Genomic DNA, 16698 nt, shown 5'->3' with positions numbered 1-16698 from the left:
CCCGCCGCGGTTGCATGGGTGGGCTCCGACACGCCCGATGGAGGCTCCCCGTGCAGATCGTGGACTGGCTGTTCGACGCGCAGATCGTCATCGGCGACCAGACAGTGCTCTGGCGCGAGGTCATCGGCAACGTCTTCGGTCTGCTGAGCGCCCTCGGCGGCATGCGGCGCAAGGTCTGGGCGTGGCCGGTCGGCATCTTCGGCAACGCACTGCTCTTCACCGTCTTCATGGGCGCGCTGTTCGACACCCCGAACCCCGTGAACCTGCTCGGCCAGGCCGGCCGCCAGATCATGTTCATCATCGTGAGCATCTACGGCTGGTACCGCTGGACGCACCGCCCCAGCGACGCGACCACGCTGATCTCGCCGCGCTGGGCCTCCTGGCGCACCCGCGGACTGCTGGTGCTCGGCATGATCGGCGGCACCGCGATCCTCACCCCGGTGTTCCGCGCGCTCGGCTCCTACGAGCCCGTGTGGAGCGACGCCTGGATCTTCGTCGGCTCGCTGCTCGCCACCTACGGCATGGCCAAGGGCTGGGTCGAGTTCTGGCTGATCTGGGTCGCCGTCGACATCGTCGGCGTCCCGCTGCTCTTCTCGGCCGGCTACTACGCCTCCGGCCTGATGTACGTCTTCTACGGCGCCTTCACCCTGCTCGGCTTCTTCGTCTGGATGAAGGAGGGGCGCCGCCCGTCGGCCGCCCCGGTCACCGTCGGCTGACCCGCCGCCGCTTCTCGCCGATCGGCACGAACGGTCGCCCGACTCGCCGCCGCGCCCCGCGATACGTCACGAACGGCCGCCCGCATCCTGCGGACACCGCCGTTCCCGACGAATCGATGTCGCCGGACGTCGCGGATCCGGGACGGAGGGGGTTGGATCGACGAATGAGGACGACGATGACTCCCCCGACCGCGTTCGTCCTCGCCGCGCTGTGGGCGGTCCTCGCCGCCTGGGGCGCGGTGAGCGGCGGCACCCCGTTCCTGATCGGCGGCCTCGTCATGGCCGCCGCCTTCGCCGCGCTCGGCGCCGTGCTGCGCCGCCGCGTGCGCCGCTGAGCGCGTCGCTCCCCCTGGCCCGCCGCTTGGTGGCGTCCCCCTTGCTGGTCGAGTAGCCCCGCAGGGGCGTATCGAGACCCACCGTCGTCAGCAGAGCCGGTCTGCAGACTCACCTGCTGACGCTGGCGGATCTCGATACGCCCGCTCCGCGGGCTACTCGATCAGCATGAGAGGGACCCGCTCAGCGGGCTGCTCCATCGGCAGGAGAAAGCGCGACCGCGCGCAGCCATGCTGGTCGAGTAGCCGCGGAACGCGGCGTATCGAGACCCACGCCGTTCGAAGGGTGGATCTCGATACGCCCGCTCCGCTGGCTACTCGATCAGGATGCGGGGGCCCGCGACGCCGGCTGCTCGATCAGCATGAACACGCGAGCGCCGGTCAGTGACCGCGCGCGATCCAGGCCTCGCGGTCGGGCTTCTCCGCACCGATGGTGGTCGTCGGGCCGTGGCCGGTGCGGACGACCGTGTCGTCCGGCAGCGTCAGCAGCCGGTCCGTGATCGAGTCGATGATCGTCGGGAAGGAGCTGTAGGAGCGGCCGGTCGCGCCGGGTCCGCCCTGGAACAGCGTGTCCCCGGTGAAGACGGTGCCCAGCTCGGCCGCCACGAAGCAGACGGCTCCCGGCGTGTGCCCGGGCGTGTGCCGCACCTCGAGATCGGTGCCACCGACGCTGATCCGCTGGCCGTCCTCGAGCGCGCCGCTCGGCGCGGAGTCGGGGTAGAACGCGTCCCAGAGCACGCGGTCGCCCTCGTGCAGCAGCACCGGCACGTCGACGGACTCCAGCAGCGCGGCGACCGCGTCGATGTGGTCGGTGTGCGCGTGCGTGAGCAGCACCGCGCGCAGCGTGCGGTCGCCGACGGCCGCGAGGATCGCCTCCGCGTCATGCGCCGCGTCGATGACGACACACTCCGTGTCGTCGCCGACGATCCAGACGTTGTTGTCCACGTCCCAGGTCCCGCCGTCGAGGGCGAAGGTGCCGCTGGTGACGAGGTGGTCGATGCGGGCGCCCATCAGAGCACCACCACCGAGCGGAGCACGTCGCCGCCGGCCATCGTGGTGAAGGCCTGCTCGATGTCGCGGATGCCGATCCGCTCGGTCACGAACTCGTCGAGCGGCAGGCGGCCCTGCAGATACAGGTCGGTGAGCATCGGGAAGTCGCGCTCGGGCAGGCAGTCGCCGTACCAGCTCGACTTCAGCGAGCCACCGCGGCCGAAGACGTCCAGCAGCGGGATCTCGAGGGTCATCTCGGGCGTCGGCACGCCGACGAGCACGACGGTGCCGGCGAGGTCGCGGGCGTAGAACGCCTGGCGCCAGGTCTCGGGGCGGCCGACCGCGTCGATCACGACGTCCGCGCCGAAGCCGTCTGTCAGCGCCTGCACGGCGGCGACCACGCCGACCTCGTCGAGTCCGCTGGAGTCGATCGCGTGGGTGGCGCCGAGCTCCTCGGCCTTGATGAGCTTCTTGGGGTCGCGGTCGATCGCGATGATCGTGCTCGCGCCGGCGAGCTTCGCGCCGACGACGGCCGCGGTGCCCACTCCGCCGCAGCCGATGACGGCCACGGAGTCGCCGCGGGTGACGTTGCCGGTGTTCATCGCGGCGCCGAGGCCCGCCATGATGCCGCAGCCGAGCAGGCCGACGGCGGCGGGGTCGGCGTCCGGGTCGACCTTCGTGCACTGCTTGGCGTGCACGAGCGTCTTCTCGGCGAAGGCGCCGATGCCCAGCGCCGGGCTGAGCTCGGTGCCGTCCGTGAGGGTCATCTTCTGCGAGGCGTTGAAGGTGTTGAAGCAGTACCAGGGCTCGGCGCGGACGCAGGCGCGGCACTCGCCGCAGACGGCGCGCCAGTTGAGCACGACGAAGTCGCCGACCGCGACGTGGGTGACGCCCTCGCCGATCGCGCTGACCCGGCCCGCGGCCTCGTGGCCGAGCAGGAACGGGAAGTCGTCGCTGATCCCGCCCTCGCGGTAGTGGTAGTCGGTGTGGCAGACACCGCAGGTCTCGATGTCGACGACGGCCTCGCCGGGTCCCGGATCGGGGACGACGATGTCGACGAGCTCGACGGGAGCCCCCTTCGACCGGGCGATGACGCCGCTCACAGTGGTGGGCATGGGGGCTCCTTCGGCGGGGGCGGGTGGTGCGGGGAACCGTTCCACAGTACCGAGCGGCGCCTGCGCGGGGGCCGTCGGCGGGGTGCGGGGGAGCCGGGCGCTCACTCCCACCTGCCGCTCTCCAGAAGTCGTCGTGCTCGACCGCCGAGGACGACAACTCCTCTCGCAGTGGATCGCGTGGATATCATAAGTAATCGATGTAAGGGTTGACGAGGCCGCGCGGAGGGCTCAGGGTGACCGTGCGGGCGCTCACCGACGAGGGTCCGCGGAGAGGACCACCATGACTCGACGAGGAGTCACCACCCGCGCATCCCGCGTCCGCCGCAGCCCGCTGCGCCGCACCCTCCTGGCCGCCGCCCTCGGGGCTGCGCTGCTCGCTCCGCTGGTCACGCCGTCGCCCGACGCGGCGCAGGCGTTCCCGGCGACGTCGAAGGCCGCCGTCCTGCAGTACCTGCAGTCGATCACCGGGACGAGCATCGTCTCGGGCCAGCACAACAAGGAGCCCGCGAGCTCCCCCGCCCAGTACACGCAGCAGGTGAAGGACATCACGGGGCAGTACCCGGGCCTCTGGGGCGGCGATCTGTTCTTCACCGCCGCCGACGCCGCGAACCGCCAGCGCGTCGTCGACCAGGCGAAGACGGAGTGGGCCAACGGCTCGCTCGTCACCCTCGCCTGGCACGCGTGCCCGCCGACCGGGCCGAGCACCTGCGCGTTCGACGGCGGCGTCAAGAGCAGCATCACGGACGCGCAGTTCCAGCAGATCGTGACCGGCGGCACGGCGCTCAATGCGACGTGGAAGCAGCGCATGAGCGAGGTCGTGCCGTACCTGCGGCAGCTGAAGGACGCCGGCGTCCCCGTGCTGTTCCGGCCGTTCCACGAGATGAACGAGACCTGGAACTGGTGGGGCGGCCGCTCCGGCGCGAACGGCGGCGCGAAGATCTACCAGCAGATGCGCGACTACTTCGACTCCCAGGGCCTGACCAACCTGATCTGGGTCTGGAACGTGCAGGACAACCCCGCGGGCGGCTGGGCGGGCTACTACCCGGGCGCGAACTACGTCGACGTCGTGTCGCTGGACGTCTGGTACAAGAGCTTCCCGAGCTCCGGCGACTACCAGCAGCTGCAGTCGATCGCCGGCTCCAAGCCGATCGCGATCGCCGAGATGGGGAAGGTGCCGGACGCGTCGCTGCTGCAGAGCCAGACGCGCTGGTCGTACTTCATGATCTGGTCGGAGCAGCTGCGCGGCAGCAACACGAACGCCGCCATCCAGAGCGCCTACTTCCACCCCCGCGTCCTCAACCAGGGCGAGCTGACGCTGCCCTGACCCCGCGGGACCCCTGCGGCGCCCGCCGATCCGTCACGAACGGCTGCCTCCCGCCCTCCCAGGCAGCCGTTCGTGACGGATCGATCGCGTCCGGGGCGCGAGCGGTCAGGTCGCCGCGGTCATGCGGGCGTAGCGGCCGCCGGCGGCGAGCAGCTCCTCGTGGGTGCCCTGCTCGAGCACGCGGCCGGCGTCGAGGACGACGATGCGGTCGGCGGAGCGGACGGTGCTGAGGCGGTGCGCGACGATCAGCGTCGTCCGGCCGGCGCGCAGCCGCTCCAGGGCGCCGCGCACCTCGGCCTCGGCGCGCGGGTCGAGGGCGGCGGTCGCCTCGTCGAGGATCAGCAGCCGCGGGTCGCGGATCAGCGCGCGGGCGATGGCGAGCCGCTGGCGCTGGCCGCCGGAGAGCTGCGCGCCGCGCTCGCCGACGGTCGTGTCCCAGCCGTCGGGGAGCTCCAGGACGAAGCCGGCGTTCGCCGCCCGCAGCGCCGCCTCGAGCCGGTCGTCGCCCGACTCCCCGGGGGCGGGCTCCGCGGCGCCGTAGAGGATGTTGTCGCGGATGCTCCCGCGGAACAGCACCGACTCCTGCGGCACCACCGAGACGAAGCGCCGCACCGTGCGCATGTCGAGGGTCGCGATGTCGCGGCCGTCGAGCAGGACCCGGCCCGCCGAGGGGCGCAGGAAGCCCAGCGCGAGCCGGGTCAGTGTCGACTTCCCCGAACCGGAGGCGCCGACGAGCGCCACCGTCTCGCCGGCGGCGACGCGCAGGCTCACGTCCGACAGCACCGGCCGCTCGCCGTAGGAGAAGGAGACGTCCTCGAAGGCGAGGCTCCCCTCCAGCGCGTCGACGGCGGCGCGGCCCTCGTTCCACTCCACGTCCGGGTCGGTGAGCACGCCGGCGATCGAGCGCTGCGAGGCGAGGCCGCGGGTGATCAGCGGCGCCGTCTGGAACGCGCCGGTGATCGCCCCGGTCAGCAGGGCGAAGTACGAGCTGAGCAGCACCACCTCGCCGACGGTGATCGGGAGGGCGCCGGTCGCGCTCGCCCACGCCGCGGCGAAGAGCGAGCCCAGGGTGATCACCTGGTAGCTGCTCCAGGACAGCGCGCCGAAGCGCCCGTTCAGCCGGTCGAGCCGGGTGCCCGCCCGCTCGACCCGGTGCGCGGCCTCGACGACCCGCCGCACGGAGACCTCCTCCAGTCCGTGCGCACGGGTGACCTCCTGGAGCGAGGACATCTCGCCGACGGCCGAGGACATGGTCTCGACGTCGAGGCGGAAGGTCTCGTTGCTCGCGGCGGTGCGCGAGCGCAGCCAGAGGATGAGCCCGGCGGCGAGCGGCAGGGTCAGCGCCAGCACGGGCAGGAACTGCGGGACCCGCACCGCGGTCGCCACGCCGGCGCCGACGAGGATCACCAGGGCGTTGAGCAGCGGGCCGAACGCCTGCTGCAGCATCAGCTCCAGGTTCTCGACGTCGCGCACGATCTTGGTCTGCACCACCGACGCGCTGCCGCGGGAGTGGTAGCCGAAGGACAGCAGCTGCAGCCGCACCGCCAGCGCCTCGCGCAGCCGGGCGCCCATCGAGCGCACGGAGGAGGAGAACAGCCGCACGAAGACGCCGTTCGCGGCGATGTTGACGGCAATCGTCGCTGCGCCCGCGGCGGCGGGGGCGAGGAGCGCCTCGGGCGGATCGCCGGCGACGAGGGCGTCGACCACGGCCGCGGTGACGAGCGGGAGGATCCAGAGCGGGCTGTCCTTGACGGCGAACGCGAGCGCGGCGACGACCAGCCGGCCCCGCGAGGGGCGGAGGGCCGAGCGGAGCGGGTGCTCGGCGTCGATCGCGGGTGCGGCGGTCACCGGGAGCCGGGCCGGGAGTGCATGCGGGTGGATCTCGAGACGCCGGCGGAGCCGGCTACTCGATCAGCATGAAGGGGGCCGACGTGTCCCGCCGGCAGGTGCACCAGGGCCGCCGCGCCGATCAGCGGGCCGCCGCCGCCGAGGCCGGAGGCGCGGATCGACAGGCCGCGGGCGTAGTCGAAGACCGCGCGCTCGCAGGCCGCCTCGCACACCAGGTCGAGGTAGGACGCCGTGACCGCCGAGAAGCCGCCGCCGACCGCGAAGTCCCGCACGTCGAGCAGCGTCGCCACGTCGGCGATCGCCGTGCCGACGGCCGCCGCCGAGCGCGCCACCGCGGCGAGCGCCACCGGATCGCCCGCAGCGGCCGCCCGCGCCAGGTCCTCGCCGGTCGTCCCCGCGAAGCCGCGGCGCCGCGCCCAGGCGACGCTGCTGGGTCCGGAGGCGATGCTCTCCAGCGTCCCGTCGCTCCCCTCCCCCGGGTCCGCGTCGCCGACGTGGATCTGCCCGATGTGCCCGGCGTTCCCGGAGCGCCCCGCGACCGTGCGGCCGTCGAGCACGATCCCGCCGCCGACCCCCGTCGACACCACCAGGCTCACCGAGGACGCGGCGCCGCGGTTGGCGCCGACCCAGTGCTCGGCCAGCGCGATGCAGGTGCCGTCGAGCCGCAGGGCGACCGGCCGCCCGGGCAGCAGCCGCTCGACCGCCCCGCGCAGGGCGAACCCGTGCAGCAGCGGCAGGTTCTTCGGCCGGATCCGCCCCTCGGCGAGGTCGAGCGGGCCGGCGGAGCCGATGCCCGCGCCGACGACCGAGCACCCGCCCGCAGCGGCGAGCGCCTCCGCGACGCACCCCTCCACGGCCGCGCCGAACTCCGCCGGGGTCAGCGCCGGCCCGGTCGGCCTCCGGCTGCGCGAGCCCGGCACGAGCACTCCGTCGGCGCGCACGAGCGCCGCCTCGATCTTGGTGCCGCCGACGTCGACGGCGAGCGCGAGCTGCGGGGTCATCTCTTCCTCCGGAAGGGTGTGGGCGACAAGGGTGTGAGCGACGAGGGTCGTGAGCGACGAGGGTCGTGGCGGCGCGGAGGAGCCGACCGGGAGGCGTGCGCCGGTCCCGGTCGGCTCCGTCGATCACCGCCGCGGGCGGGTCGTCAGCCCCAGTCGGCGACGAGCTGGTTGGCGGTGCGCAGGACGCTCGGCGAGACGAGCGCCGCAGGATCGAGCCCGGCTCCGCTCACCCGGAACGTCACCGACTCCCCCGGCAGCAGCGTGACGAGCTGGTCGTCGACGACCGCGGCCGGGTCGACCTTGTCGACGAGCAGCGTCAGGTCGCGCACGAGGTTCTCGGCGGTGACCGTCACCTCCGCCCCGCCCTCGACGGCGCGCACCGAGGTCGTCAGCCGCGCCGCCTCGAGCGCCGACTCCCGGTACTCGGCGAAGAACCAGAACGCGCGCTCCCCCGCGAGCTCGGCGACGAGCAGCTCGCCCGCGACGTCGTCCGCGGCACCCACTCCGACGGGCACGGTGACGACGGACCGCGCGTCCAGCGACACCCCCTGCCGCTCCTCCGCGAGCACCGTGCCATCGAAGCGCAGCCGGCGCACGACGAGTTCGCCCGCCCACGCGACGGCGCTGTCGTTCACCGCGACGACAGCGAGCCCCTCGCCGCGCGGCTGCACGGTCAGCAGCCGGTCCGCGTAGACGTGCTTGAGCGCGTAGAGCAGCGGCTTCGCTGTCCCGTCGCCGTCGACCGCGGCCCAGGAGGTGACGGGCCAGCAGTCGTTCAGCTGCCAGACCACCGAGCCCATGCAGCGCGGGCTCTCGGAGCGCTGGTGCTCGATCGCCAGGGTGACGGCGAGCGCCTGGTTGAGCGACATCGCCCAGTGCCAGTCCTCCGTGTCGTCGGGCAGCGGGAGGTGCGCGACGAGTCCGTCGGTCAGCTTGTCGTTGCCGTCGGTCGCCTTCTGGTGGTGGATCATGCCGGGCGACTCGGGGGTCAGCGGCGAGTCCGAGATCGAGCGCTGGATCGTCGACCACGAGGCCGGGCCCTGCCAGCCGAACTCGGCGACGAACCGGGCGTGCACGTCGCGGTAGGCGGGGTAGTCGACCCGGTTCCACAGCTCCCACAGGTGCACGGAGCCGTGGTCGACGTCGTTCGCGAAGATCGCGGTGTCGCCCGACCAGGGGCTGCCCGGCGTGTACGAGCGCTCGGGGTCGAGCTCGGCGACCAGGCGCGGCAGCAGGTCGAGGTAGTAGCCCAGGCCCCAGGTGCGGCCCTGCAGGCGCTTCTCCCAGCCCCACTCCTCGTAGCCCCAGATGTTCTCGTTGTTGCCGTTCCAGAGGGCGAGGCTCGGGTGCGGCATGATCCGCGTCACGTTGTCGCGCACCTCCGCCTCGACCTCGCTCCAGAGCGGCTCCTCCTCGGCGTAGGAGGCGCAGGCGAAGAGGAAGTCCTGCCAGACGAGGATCCCGCGCTCGTCGCAGAGCTCGTAGAAGTCGTCCGACTCGAAGTAGCCGCCGCCCCAGATCCGCAGCAGGTTCATGTTCGCGAACTCGGCCTGGTCCATCCGGCGGGCGAGGCGGGCGCGGTCGACGCGGGTGATGAAGGCGTCGTCGGGGATCCAGTTGGCGCCGCGGATCCAGACCGGCTCGCCGTTGACGACGAAGCGGAACGAGGTGCCCTCCTCGTCGCGGTCCAGCTGCACCTCGATCGTGCGGAAGCCGATGCGCAGGGTCCGCCCGTCGACCACCGCGCCGCCGACGCGCGCCTCGACGTCGAGCAGCGACAGCGGCTGCTCGCCGAAGCCGCGCGGCCACCACAGCGCCGCGTCCGCCACGGCGAGCTCGAGCACCGCCGAGCGCTCGCCGGCCGGCACGGTGACGGAGGCGGTCACGCCGTCGACGCTCGCCGTCAGCTCCACCTCGTCCTCCGTCGTCCGCTCGAGGTCCACGTGCACGGCGACGCGGCCGGTCGTGCCGTCGACCGTCACGACGGGCCGGACGGCGGCCAGCCGAGCCTCGCTCCAGGCGTGCAGCGTGACCGGCTTCCACATCCCGACCGAGGCCGCGTCGAGCCCCCAGTCCCAGCCGAAGTTGCAGGCGGCCTTCCGCAGCGCGTTGAAGGGGTGCGAGTAGGTGTGCGGGCGGTAGCCGATCTCGAGGCTGGCCCGGTCGGCCTCCGCGATCGGCGAGGCGAAGCGGACGACGAGCGCGTTGTCGCCCTCCACCAGCAGCCCGTCGACGGCGAAGCGGTAGCTGCGGTGCTGGTTGCGGGTGCTCGCGACGACGCTCCCGTTCAGCGTGATCGTCGCGACCGTGTCCAGGCCCTCGAAGACCAGCTCGTGCCGGTCGTGCCCGTCGGGCGACCAGGCGAAGACGGACGCGTACTCCCAGTCGGTCTCGCCGATCCAGGTGACCTTCTTCTCGTTCTGGTCGAGATACGGGTCGGGGATGAGGCCGGCGGCGAGGAGGTCGGTGTGCACGAGTCCGGGGACGGTCGCCGGGAACGTCGCGCCCGCGATCTCCGCGGGGATCGGGCCGCGGAGCGCGCGCACGCTCCAGCCGTCGTGCAGGGGGCGGAGGGTGGCCGAGAGGCGCTCGGTGCTGGTGTGGGTCACTTGGTGGCTCCTGAGGTCAGTCCGTTGTAGATGAAGCGCTGGAGGAAGAGGAAGGCGATGAGCGTCGGGACGATGACGAGGATCGTGCCGGCGGCGATGACCTCCCACTGTGCTCCGAAGGGGCCCATGAAGCGGAAGAGCGAGGTCGAGATGACCCCGAGATCCTGCGAGGGCATGTAGAGGAAGGGGATGTAGAACTCGTTGTAGACCGCGATCCCCTTGATGATCACGACCGTGGCGATCGCCGGCTTCAGCAGCGGCAGCACGATCCGCCAGTAGACGGTGAAGCGGCTGGCGCCGTCGAGCATCGCCGCCTCGTCGAGCGAGACCGGGATCGACTGCATGAACTGAAGGAAGATGTAGATCGCGACGATGTCGGTGCCGGTGAAGAGCAGGATCGCCGACCAGCGGGTGTTGAAGAGGTCGAGGGCGTTGATCACCTGGAAGGTCGCCACCTGGGTCGTCACCGACGGCACGAGGGTCGCCAGCAGGAACAGCCCCGTCACGAGTCGGCGCCCGCGGAAGCGGAAGCGGTCGATCGCGTAGGCGGCCATGGTGCCGATCAGGATCGTGCCCGCCACCGACACCAGCAGGATGATGCCGGTGTTGAGGAACCCGGTCACCATCCCGCCCTGGCTGAAGGCGATCGCGAAGTTCTCGAAGTTGAACCAGTTGCTCGGCGGGACGAGCGGACCGGTGCTGCGGTACTCCGTCGACGTCTTGAAGGCGAGCATGAAGATCGTGACGATCGGCACCAGCGCGAACAGGCAGGCGACGATCAGCGAGGTGTACTTGCCGATCGCACCGAGCATCGAGCCGCGCCGGGGCCGCCGGGAGCCGCGCGGGGCAGGGGTCACGGGCAGGCCGGTGACGGCCTCCGTGCGGGGCTGCGTGGTGGTCATTCCTGGCCCGCCTTCTCGTCGGGGAACACGCGGCGCTGCACCGCGGTGATGATCAGCACGATCGCCAGCAGGACGACGGCCATCGCCGAGGCGAGGCCGACCTTCGAGTAGCGGAACGCGGTGTCGACGGTCTGGATCACGAAGGTCTCCGACCCGTTGGCGCCGCCGGTCATGATGTACGGCATCTCGAACGCCGACAGGGCGCCCGCGATGGCGAGGATGAAGGACAGCCCGAGGATCCGGCGGATGCTCGGCACGATGATGTAGCGGAACTTGTCGAAGGACGTCGCGCCGTCGATGTCCGCGGCCTCGTACTGCTCCTCCGGCACCGACTGGATCGCGCCGAGGAACAGCACGAAGTTCAGTCCCATGTAGCGCCAGACCGAGGTCGCCGCCAGCGAGACGTTGACGACCGACGGGTCGCCGAGCCACTGCGGGGTGTCCTGCACGCCGAAGGCGCCGAGCACCGCGTCGAGGGTGCCGTCGGGCCGGAAGAAGTAGAGGAACATCAGCCCGATCGCGACGCCGTTGATCAGGTACGGGAAGAAGATGACGCCCTTGAAGAAGTTGCGGAACCGGGTCTGGAAGCTGAGCAGCGTCGCGAAGAACAGCGCGAGCCCGAGTTGCGCGACGGCGCCCGCCAGGTAGAAGAGGCTGACGAAGAAGACCTGGAAGATCTCGGGCCGGGTGAAGATCTCGACGTAGTTCTCCAGGCCGACGAACGTCTTGTCCGGGTCGAGGCCGTCCCAGTCGGTGACGCTGTACCAGAACATGTTCGCGACCGGGATGTAGGTCAGGACGACGAGGAACGCCAGCGGCACGGCGAGGAACAGCCAGGGCGTGCTGCGCCGCCCGGTCAGCCTCTGGCGGCGGCCGGAGGGCCTGTCGCCGCGGCGGCTACCGCCGGCCCGCTTGCTCGCTCCGACCTCGAGGGGCGGAGCGTCGGTGATCGCCATGTCGATCCTTTCGGCATCCCGGGGAATGCGGTCGTGAGGGGGAGGGGAGGGGCGACCCGCGGGGTGGCGGGTCGCCCCCGGAGCGGAAGGCGGGGCTGCTACTCCGCGACGTCCGCGCGGGCCGCGGCCCAGCGCGAGTTCAGGTCGTCGAAGAGCGACTGCTTGTCGCCGTCGCCGGCGCCGCGGGCCGCGTCGATCAGCTTCTGGCGGTAGGAGTTGCCGAAGAGGTCGATCTCGGCCTCGTTGGCGATGTCGTTGATGACGGCCTCCTTGCCGACCGGGTCCGGAGCGAGCTCGAGGTAGGTCACGCCGAGCGCGTCGAAGTCGGACAGGGTGTCGGGCGCCGGGTCCGAGATCACCGGGCTGATCGCGCCCTGGCTGGCGGCGAAGCCGGAGTCCTCGGTGAACCAGTCGATCCAGGCGCGGGCGGTCGCCTTGTTGTCGGAGTTCTTGTTGATCGCGAGGAACTTGTCCGAGGCGGTCACCGAGGTGAACGCGCCGTCCTGCGCCCACGGCATCGGCCAGAAGCCGATGGTGTCGCGCGGCTTCCCGGCCTTCTCGGCCGCGTCCTGCATCTGCGAGACGGCCCAGGAGCCGAGGACCATCGAGCCGATCTCGCCCTGGGCGAGGAGGTCCTTCGACTCCTCCCAGTTCGTGGTGGTCGGGTCGTCCTCGCTGAGGCCGGCGGCGACCGTGTCGTAGAGCAGACCGTCGATGTTGTACTGGTCGTTGCCCTCGGTCCAGGGCGCGTCGTCGGCGATCATCTCGGTGCGGACGTCCTCGCCCTGCACCGTGCCGAGGTTGCCCTCGATGGTCGCGAGCGGCCAGCCGTCCTTGTAGTTCGTGTAATAGGGAGTGACGCCCGTCGCCTTGATCGCCTCGAGGTCGGCCAGGTACTCCTCCTCCGTCTGCGGCGGGTCGGTGACACCGGCCGCGGTCCAGACGTCGCGGTTGAAGACGTAGCCCATCGCGGAGCCGAAGGTCGAGATGCCGTAGGCGGTGCCGTCGAACGAGCCCTCGTTGGTGAAGCGGTACTTCTCGGACAGCTCGTCGGTCGAGCCGAGCGGCTCGAAGTAGTCCGCGTAGTCGTCCTTGGTGACGTTCGAGCTCGGGATCAGCAGCACGTCGCCGTAGTCCTTCGAGTTCAGGCGGATCTTGGTGTCGCCCTCGTAGTCGGTGAGCGCCTCGAACTTCACGGTGGTGCCGGGGTACTGCTCCTCGAAGGTCGAGGCGTAGTCCGCGAACGTGGTGTCGACCAGGTCGGTGCGGTTGGTCAGCACGGTGATCTCGCCGGCGGGCTCGCCGGAGTCGTTGCTCGCGCCTGCGGAGCAGCCGGACAGCACGAGCGAGGCCGATGCGGCGACGGCGGCGAGGCCGATCAGCGTGCTGCGGCGGGCGGGCGCCGGGCGGCGGGTGGTGGGTCGGTGCACAGGAGTTCTCCTCGGTGGGCCGTCGCCGCCTTCGGCGACGGGAGGTGGTGGTGGGAACGGAGGGGTGGTGCGGGGGTGGTGCGGGATGCGGCTCGCGGCTAGTGGCGGCCGAGCCACCACTGCCAGAGGCTCGGCAGGTACTTCTTGACCAGCGACTCGAGCCACGAGGGCACGGAGGGCGCGGGGGTCGGAGTGGGCGACGGGGTCGCGGTGGGCGGGGTGGTGGGGGTGGCCGTGGGAGTCGCGGTCGGCGTGGCCGTCGGCGTCGCGGTCGGCGTCGGCGTCGCGGTGGGCGGAGCGGTCGGAGTGGGCGTCGGCGTCGGCGTGGTCGCCTCCGCCACCACGGTCTCCACGTCGTCGAGCACCAGCGAGCCCGCGCCCGAGCCGTTCACGTACAGCGCGTACTGCGTGACCGAGGTGAGGTCGAGGTCGGCCTGCGGCGCCCAGGAGGGCGGCGCGAAGTCCTCGAATGGGATCTCGATCCGCTGCACGCCATCGGCGGACGGGGTGACCGTCGCCTCCCAGAACGCGCCGTTCGCGACGAACTGCACCGCGAGCGGCACCGCCCGGTCGGCGTCGACCGTGAGCGACAGTCCGGAGTAGCCCCACCAGTTCTGCGCGGCCGCGAAGGTCCGCACCGTGCCGGCGTAACCGGCCGTGCCAGTGTCGTAGTCGAAGCGAGCCGCGCTCGTGTCGTTCGCGGGGCTCGGCACCAGCGTCGGCGTGATGGATCCGCCGCCGGTGTTGCGGACGTAGGCGGCCTGCAGCGCGGCGTCGTCGGCGTAGCCGTCGAAGTCCTCGACCACGACCGGCTCGGTCGGCAGCGCCGCCGTGCTGAAGGTCCGGGTCGCCGACGCCGTGGCGCCGAGCCCGTTCACCGCGGAGACCTGCCAGTAGTACGTCGTCTCCGGGTCGAGCTCCACCGGCGGGCGGTAGCTCGTGGCCGAGAGCCCGGTGGCGGAGACCAGCGGATCCGCGAGGTCGCTCGAGGTGGAGAGGACGAAGCGGTAGTACGCGGCGTCCGCGGCCGGCTCCCACGAGAAGGTCGGCGTGGCGGTGACGTCCGCCGTGCCGTCCACGGGCGCCCCGAGCGCGGGGGCCGCGGGCAGACCGAACGGCGCCGCGTTCGGGGAGGAGAGGCTCACCGCGCCGATCTGCGGCGTCCACACCTCGCCCGCGCCCTGCGGCCAGGAGATCCGCAGCCGGTCCACGCCGGTCAGGTCGCGGACCGAGTAGGTGTACTCGCGCCAGTTCCCGGTGCCGCCGCGCGTCTCGACGGCGAGCGGCGCCCAGGTGGTGCCGTCCGCCGATCCCTCGACCGTGAGCGGCACGACCGGCTGGTCGGGCCAGTACCAGGCGGTGATGTCGGCGCCGCTGATGTCGTCGAAGGTGTACTCGAGGCTCGCCGGGTCGGCGCTGTCGCGCTTGACCCGGGAGGCGTCGCCGCCGAAGAGCGCCGGGTTTCCGGTGTCGAAGGAGAGGCTGCCGGTGTGGGCTGCCGTCCGGGAGAAGTCGTCCAGCGGATCGACGAGCGCGACCTGTGCGGCGGCGCTCGTGATCGTCGCCCGCTGCAGCACGCCGGTGCTCCAGCTGACGCGCACCCGGTCGCCGGAGAGGCCGGTCGCGGCGACGACGCTCGCGCCGTCGCGCTCGGTGGTCGTCGTGGCGGCGTCGGTCCAGGTCGCGCCGTCGCTGCTCGTCGCCACGGTGACCGCGGACGGGTCCGAGACGACGAACTCCGCCGCGCCGATCCCGTCCCGCTGCCAGGTGACGCTCGCGTCGCCGGTCGCGCTGACGACGCCGCCGGCGGGGGTCGGCGCGATCTCCGCGTTCTCGTGGCCGGCGGTCAGCAGCCAGCTCTGCAGCGGGTCGACCAGCACGGCACCGCCGGCGGCGGCGGCGACCGCGTCGGAGGCGGGACCGCGCTGGTCGTCGTCACCCACCGGCACGACGCGGTAGCGCGCGCCGGCCGGGGAGTCGTAGTCGGTGACGGGCGAGGCCGAGGCGGAGACGGCTCCGTCCGTGACGTCGCTCCACTCGCCGCCGGTCGAGCGCTGCACCAGGTAGCCGGTGGCGCCCGCGGTGCCGCGCCAGGAGACCTCGTTGATCCCGCAGTCCTGCTCGATCGCGGTGATCAGCGGGGCGCCGAGCTCGAGCTCGCCGGGCGTGCTGCCCGTCGCGGTGCCGTACTGCTCGATCGCGTCGACGCTCTCCTGCTCGCGCGGGGTCTCGCCCGGGTAGTGCAGGGTGAAGCCGTCGTCGTGCGGCACGAAGCCGCCGCGGTCGTTGTTGCCGAAGAGCGACCAGAAGAAGGTGCCCGAGACGTTCGGGTCGGCCGCGGCCGCGCCGAGGAGGTCCTCGCTCGCGGCCGTCGAGGCGTACTCGCCGGCGATGTAGACCTTGTCCGCGCCGGCGACGGTCGCGGCGTCGGCCGAGACGCGCTCGGCGGTCGGCGGGTAGTAGTGCACGTCGACGATGTCGAGGTCGGGCGCCGCGAGGGTGTCCGGGTCGATGTCGAAGCGGCGGCCGGCGGCGACGAGCTGCTCGGGCGCCTGCTCCTTGATGTGGGCGACCTGCGCGTTGATCCAGTCGAGGGTCATCCCCTCGAGCTCGTTGCCCAGCTCCCAGGCCATGATCGTCGGGTCGTCGACGAAGCGCGTGCCGGTGATCGTGTTGGTGTGGCCGAGGATCACGTCGACGTAGTCCTGGTACGCGGCGATCGCCGCGGGGTCGGTGTAGAAGTCGGCCGACTCCAGCCCGAGCGGAGTCGTGAAGTCGCGGTGACCGCCGTGGTAGTACGCCCACTCGTCGGTGAGGGGCAGCACCAGGCGGATGCCGAGGGTGCCCGCGTAGGCGACGGCGAAGTCGATGGTGCGGAACGCCTCCTCGTTGTACTCGCCGAGGCGCGGCATCAGGGCGAGCGGATCCTCGTCGTTCTGGCCCGTCGAGGTCATCATGTGCGAGCGGACGACGGTGACGCCCATCTGCGCGGCGGTGTCGAGGGCGTCCTTGATCCGGAAGTAGGTGGGGTAGTCGACGCCGCCGACGTTCTCGTCGAGGCCGAGCCAGTAGATGTTGGTGCCGCTCGCGCGGAACCGCTCGCCGTCGAGGGTCAGGGCGCTGCCGTCGCGCTGGACGAAGGCGGTGTTCTCGCTCGTCCAGTCGGCGGCGATCGCCGCTGCCGAGGCGGTCGGCGCCGCGGCCGGCGCGAGGACGACCAGCGAGCCGGCCGTGACGGCCAGCAGCGCGGCTCCGGCGAGGGAGCGGCGCAGGGGGACCCGCGAGAACGCGGAGGGGGTGGGGTGGGCACGTGTCATGGGTTAGCCAGGCTCCTTCGACCGGTGACGTGTCTCGCGCCGCAGCTGATCGGGAGTCGATCACCGCGGCGACGTGCCCAGAGTCGCTGATGCTCCTGCCCCGCGTCAAGTACAAAGATTAATAATTTATGTAAAGATCAGGCATGACGGATCAGCGC

12 protein-coding genes are annotated in these 16698 nt (G+C 71.9%); 3 read left to right on the top strand and 9 right to left on the bottom strand.

All coding sequences use genetic code 11. From position 1 onward, the window contains the following. Positions 1 to 50: 50 nt before the first annotated feature. Positions 51 to 716 carry a nicotinamide riboside transporter PnuC gene (gene pnuC / locus GTU73_RS01175; protein ID WP_160086247.1) on the top strand — a complete coding sequence of 222 codons (666 nt, stop codon included), beginning with the start codon at positions 51 to 53 and terminating at the stop codon, positions 714 to 716. 176 nt (positions 717 to 892) lie between these two features. Further along, positions 893 to 1051 carry a hypothetical protein gene (locus GTU73_RS01170; RefSeq protein WP_160086245.1) on the top strand — a complete coding sequence of 53 codons (159 nt, stop codon included), beginning with the start codon at positions 893 to 895 and terminating at the stop codon, positions 1049 to 1051. 378 nt (positions 1052 to 1429) lie between these two features. Here GTU73_RS01170 and GTU73_RS01165 read toward each other — a convergent pair whose 3' ends face one another. After that, positions 1430 to 2059: an MBL fold metallo-hydrolase gene (locus GTU73_RS01165; RefSeq protein ID WP_160086243.1), complete on the bottom strand. Its 630-nt coding sequence runs from the start codon at positions 2057 to 2059 to the stop codon at positions 1430 to 1432. Next, positions 2059 to 3153, bottom strand: a complete 1095-nt coding sequence (locus tag GTU73_RS01160) for an S-(hydroxymethyl)mycothiol dehydrogenase (RefSeq protein ID WP_160086241.1) — start codon at positions 3151 to 3153, stop codon at positions 2059 to 2061. The genes GTU73_RS01165 and GTU73_RS01160 overlap by 1 nt, the downstream gene beginning before the upstream one ends. Before the next feature lie 280 nt (positions 3154 to 3433). Here GTU73_RS01160 and GTU73_RS01155 point away from each other — a divergent pair, with 280 nt between their 5' ends. Further along, complete coding sequence (locus GTU73_RS01155; RefSeq protein ID WP_160086239.1) at positions 3434 to 4477, top strand: glycosyl hydrolase; 1044 nt, start codon at positions 3434 to 3436, stop codon at positions 4475 to 4477. 105 nt (positions 4478 to 4582) lie between these two features. On the opposite strand, the gene GTU73_RS01150 is transcribed toward GTU73_RS01155, so the two are convergent. The 7 genes from GTU73_RS01150 to GTU73_RS01120 all read right to left on the bottom strand — a co-directional run bounded on the left by GTU73_RS01150 (position 4583) and on the right by GTU73_RS01120 (position 16540). Beyond that, positions 4583 to 6325 (bottom strand): ABC transporter ATP-binding protein, encoded by a 1743-nt coding sequence (locus tag GTU73_RS01150; RefSeq protein WP_160086237.1) that lies wholly within the window; start codon positions 6323 to 6325, stop codon positions 4583 to 4585. Beyond that, positions 6322 to 7326: an ROK family protein gene (locus GTU73_RS01145; RefSeq protein ID WP_160086235.1), complete on the bottom strand. Its 1005-nt coding sequence runs from the start codon at positions 7324 to 7326 to the stop codon at positions 6322 to 6324. Before GTU73_RS01145 ends, GTU73_RS01150 begins: the two co-directional genes overlap by 4 nt. A 143-nt stretch (positions 7327 to 7469) precedes the next feature. Beyond that, on the bottom strand, positions 7470 to 9935 hold the full coding sequence (locus GTU73_RS01140; protein WP_160086233.1) for a glycoside hydrolase family 2 protein: 2466 nt from the start codon (positions 9933 to 9935) through the stop codon (positions 7470 to 7472). Further along, positions 9932 to 10747, bottom strand: coding sequence for a carbohydrate ABC transporter permease (locus tag GTU73_RS01135; RefSeq protein ID WP_208543761.1), 816 nt, complete (start codon positions 10745 to 10747; stop codon positions 9932 to 9934). Before GTU73_RS01135 ends, GTU73_RS01140 begins: the two co-directional genes overlap by 4 nt. An 86-nt stretch (positions 10748 to 10833) precedes the next feature. After that, positions 10834 to 11793 carry a sugar ABC transporter permease gene (locus GTU73_RS01130; RefSeq protein WP_160086229.1) on the bottom strand — a complete coding sequence of 320 codons (960 nt, stop codon included), beginning with the start codon at positions 11791 to 11793 and terminating at the stop codon, positions 10834 to 10836. Between the two features lie 98 nt (positions 11794 to 11891). Beyond that, positions 11892 to 13223 (bottom strand): ABC transporter substrate-binding protein, encoded by a 1332-nt coding sequence (locus GTU73_RS01125; protein ID WP_244231723.1) that lies wholly within the window; start codon positions 13221 to 13223, stop codon positions 11892 to 11894. 98 nt (positions 13224 to 13321) lie between these two features. After that, a complete protein-coding gene (locus GTU73_RS01120; protein ID WP_160086227.1) occupies positions 13322 to 16540 on the bottom strand; it encodes a carbohydrate binding domain-containing protein in 3219 nt (1072 codons plus the stop codon). Between the last annotated feature and the right edge of the window lie 158 nt (positions 16541 to 16698).

It is taken from the genome of Rathayibacter sp. VKM Ac-2804, assembly GCF_009866655.1.
Lineage (GTDB): Bacteria > Actinomycetota > Actinomycetes > Actinomycetales > Microbacteriaceae > Rathayibacter.
Note: the sequence above shows the minus strand (reverse complement) of the source record. Positions and strands in the feature narration are given on the sequence as shown.

What these genes read in the sequence shown, in the direction of transcription:
- GTU73_RS01155 (WP_160086239.1), top strand. Translation starts at nt 3,434, where the DNA reads ATGACTCGACGAGGAGTCACCACCCGCGCATCCCGCGTCCGCCGCAGC.
- GTU73_RS01160 (WP_160086241.1), bottom strand. Translation starts at nt 3,153, where the DNA reads ATGCCCACCACTGTGAGCGGCGTCATCGCCCGGTCGAAGGGGGCTCCC.
- GTU73_RS01130 (WP_160086229.1), bottom strand. Translation starts at nt 11,793, where the DNA reads ATGGCGATCACCGACGCTCCGCCCCTCGAGGTCGGAGCGAGCAAGCGG.
- GTU73_RS01170 (WP_160086245.1), top strand. Translation starts at nt 893, where the DNA reads ATGACTCCCCCGACCGCGTTCGTCCTCGCCGCGCTGTGGGCGGTCCTC.
- GTU73_RS01120 (WP_160086227.1), bottom strand. Translation starts at nt 16,540, where the DNA reads ATGACACGTGCCCACCCCACCCCCTCCGCGTTCTCGCGGGTCCCCCTG.
- GTU73_RS01165 (WP_160086243.1), bottom strand. Translation starts at nt 2,059, where the DNA reads ATGGGCGCCCGCATCGACCACCTCGTCACCAGCGGCACCTTCGCCCTC.
- GTU73_RS01145 (WP_160086235.1), bottom strand. Translation starts at nt 7,326, where the DNA reads ATGACCCCGCAGCTCGCGCTCGCCGTCGACGTCGGCGGCACCAAGATC.
- GTU73_RS01135 (WP_208543761.1), bottom strand. Translation starts at nt 10,747, where the DNA reads ATGCTCGGTGCGATCGGCAAGTACACCTCGCTGATCGTCGCCTGCCTG.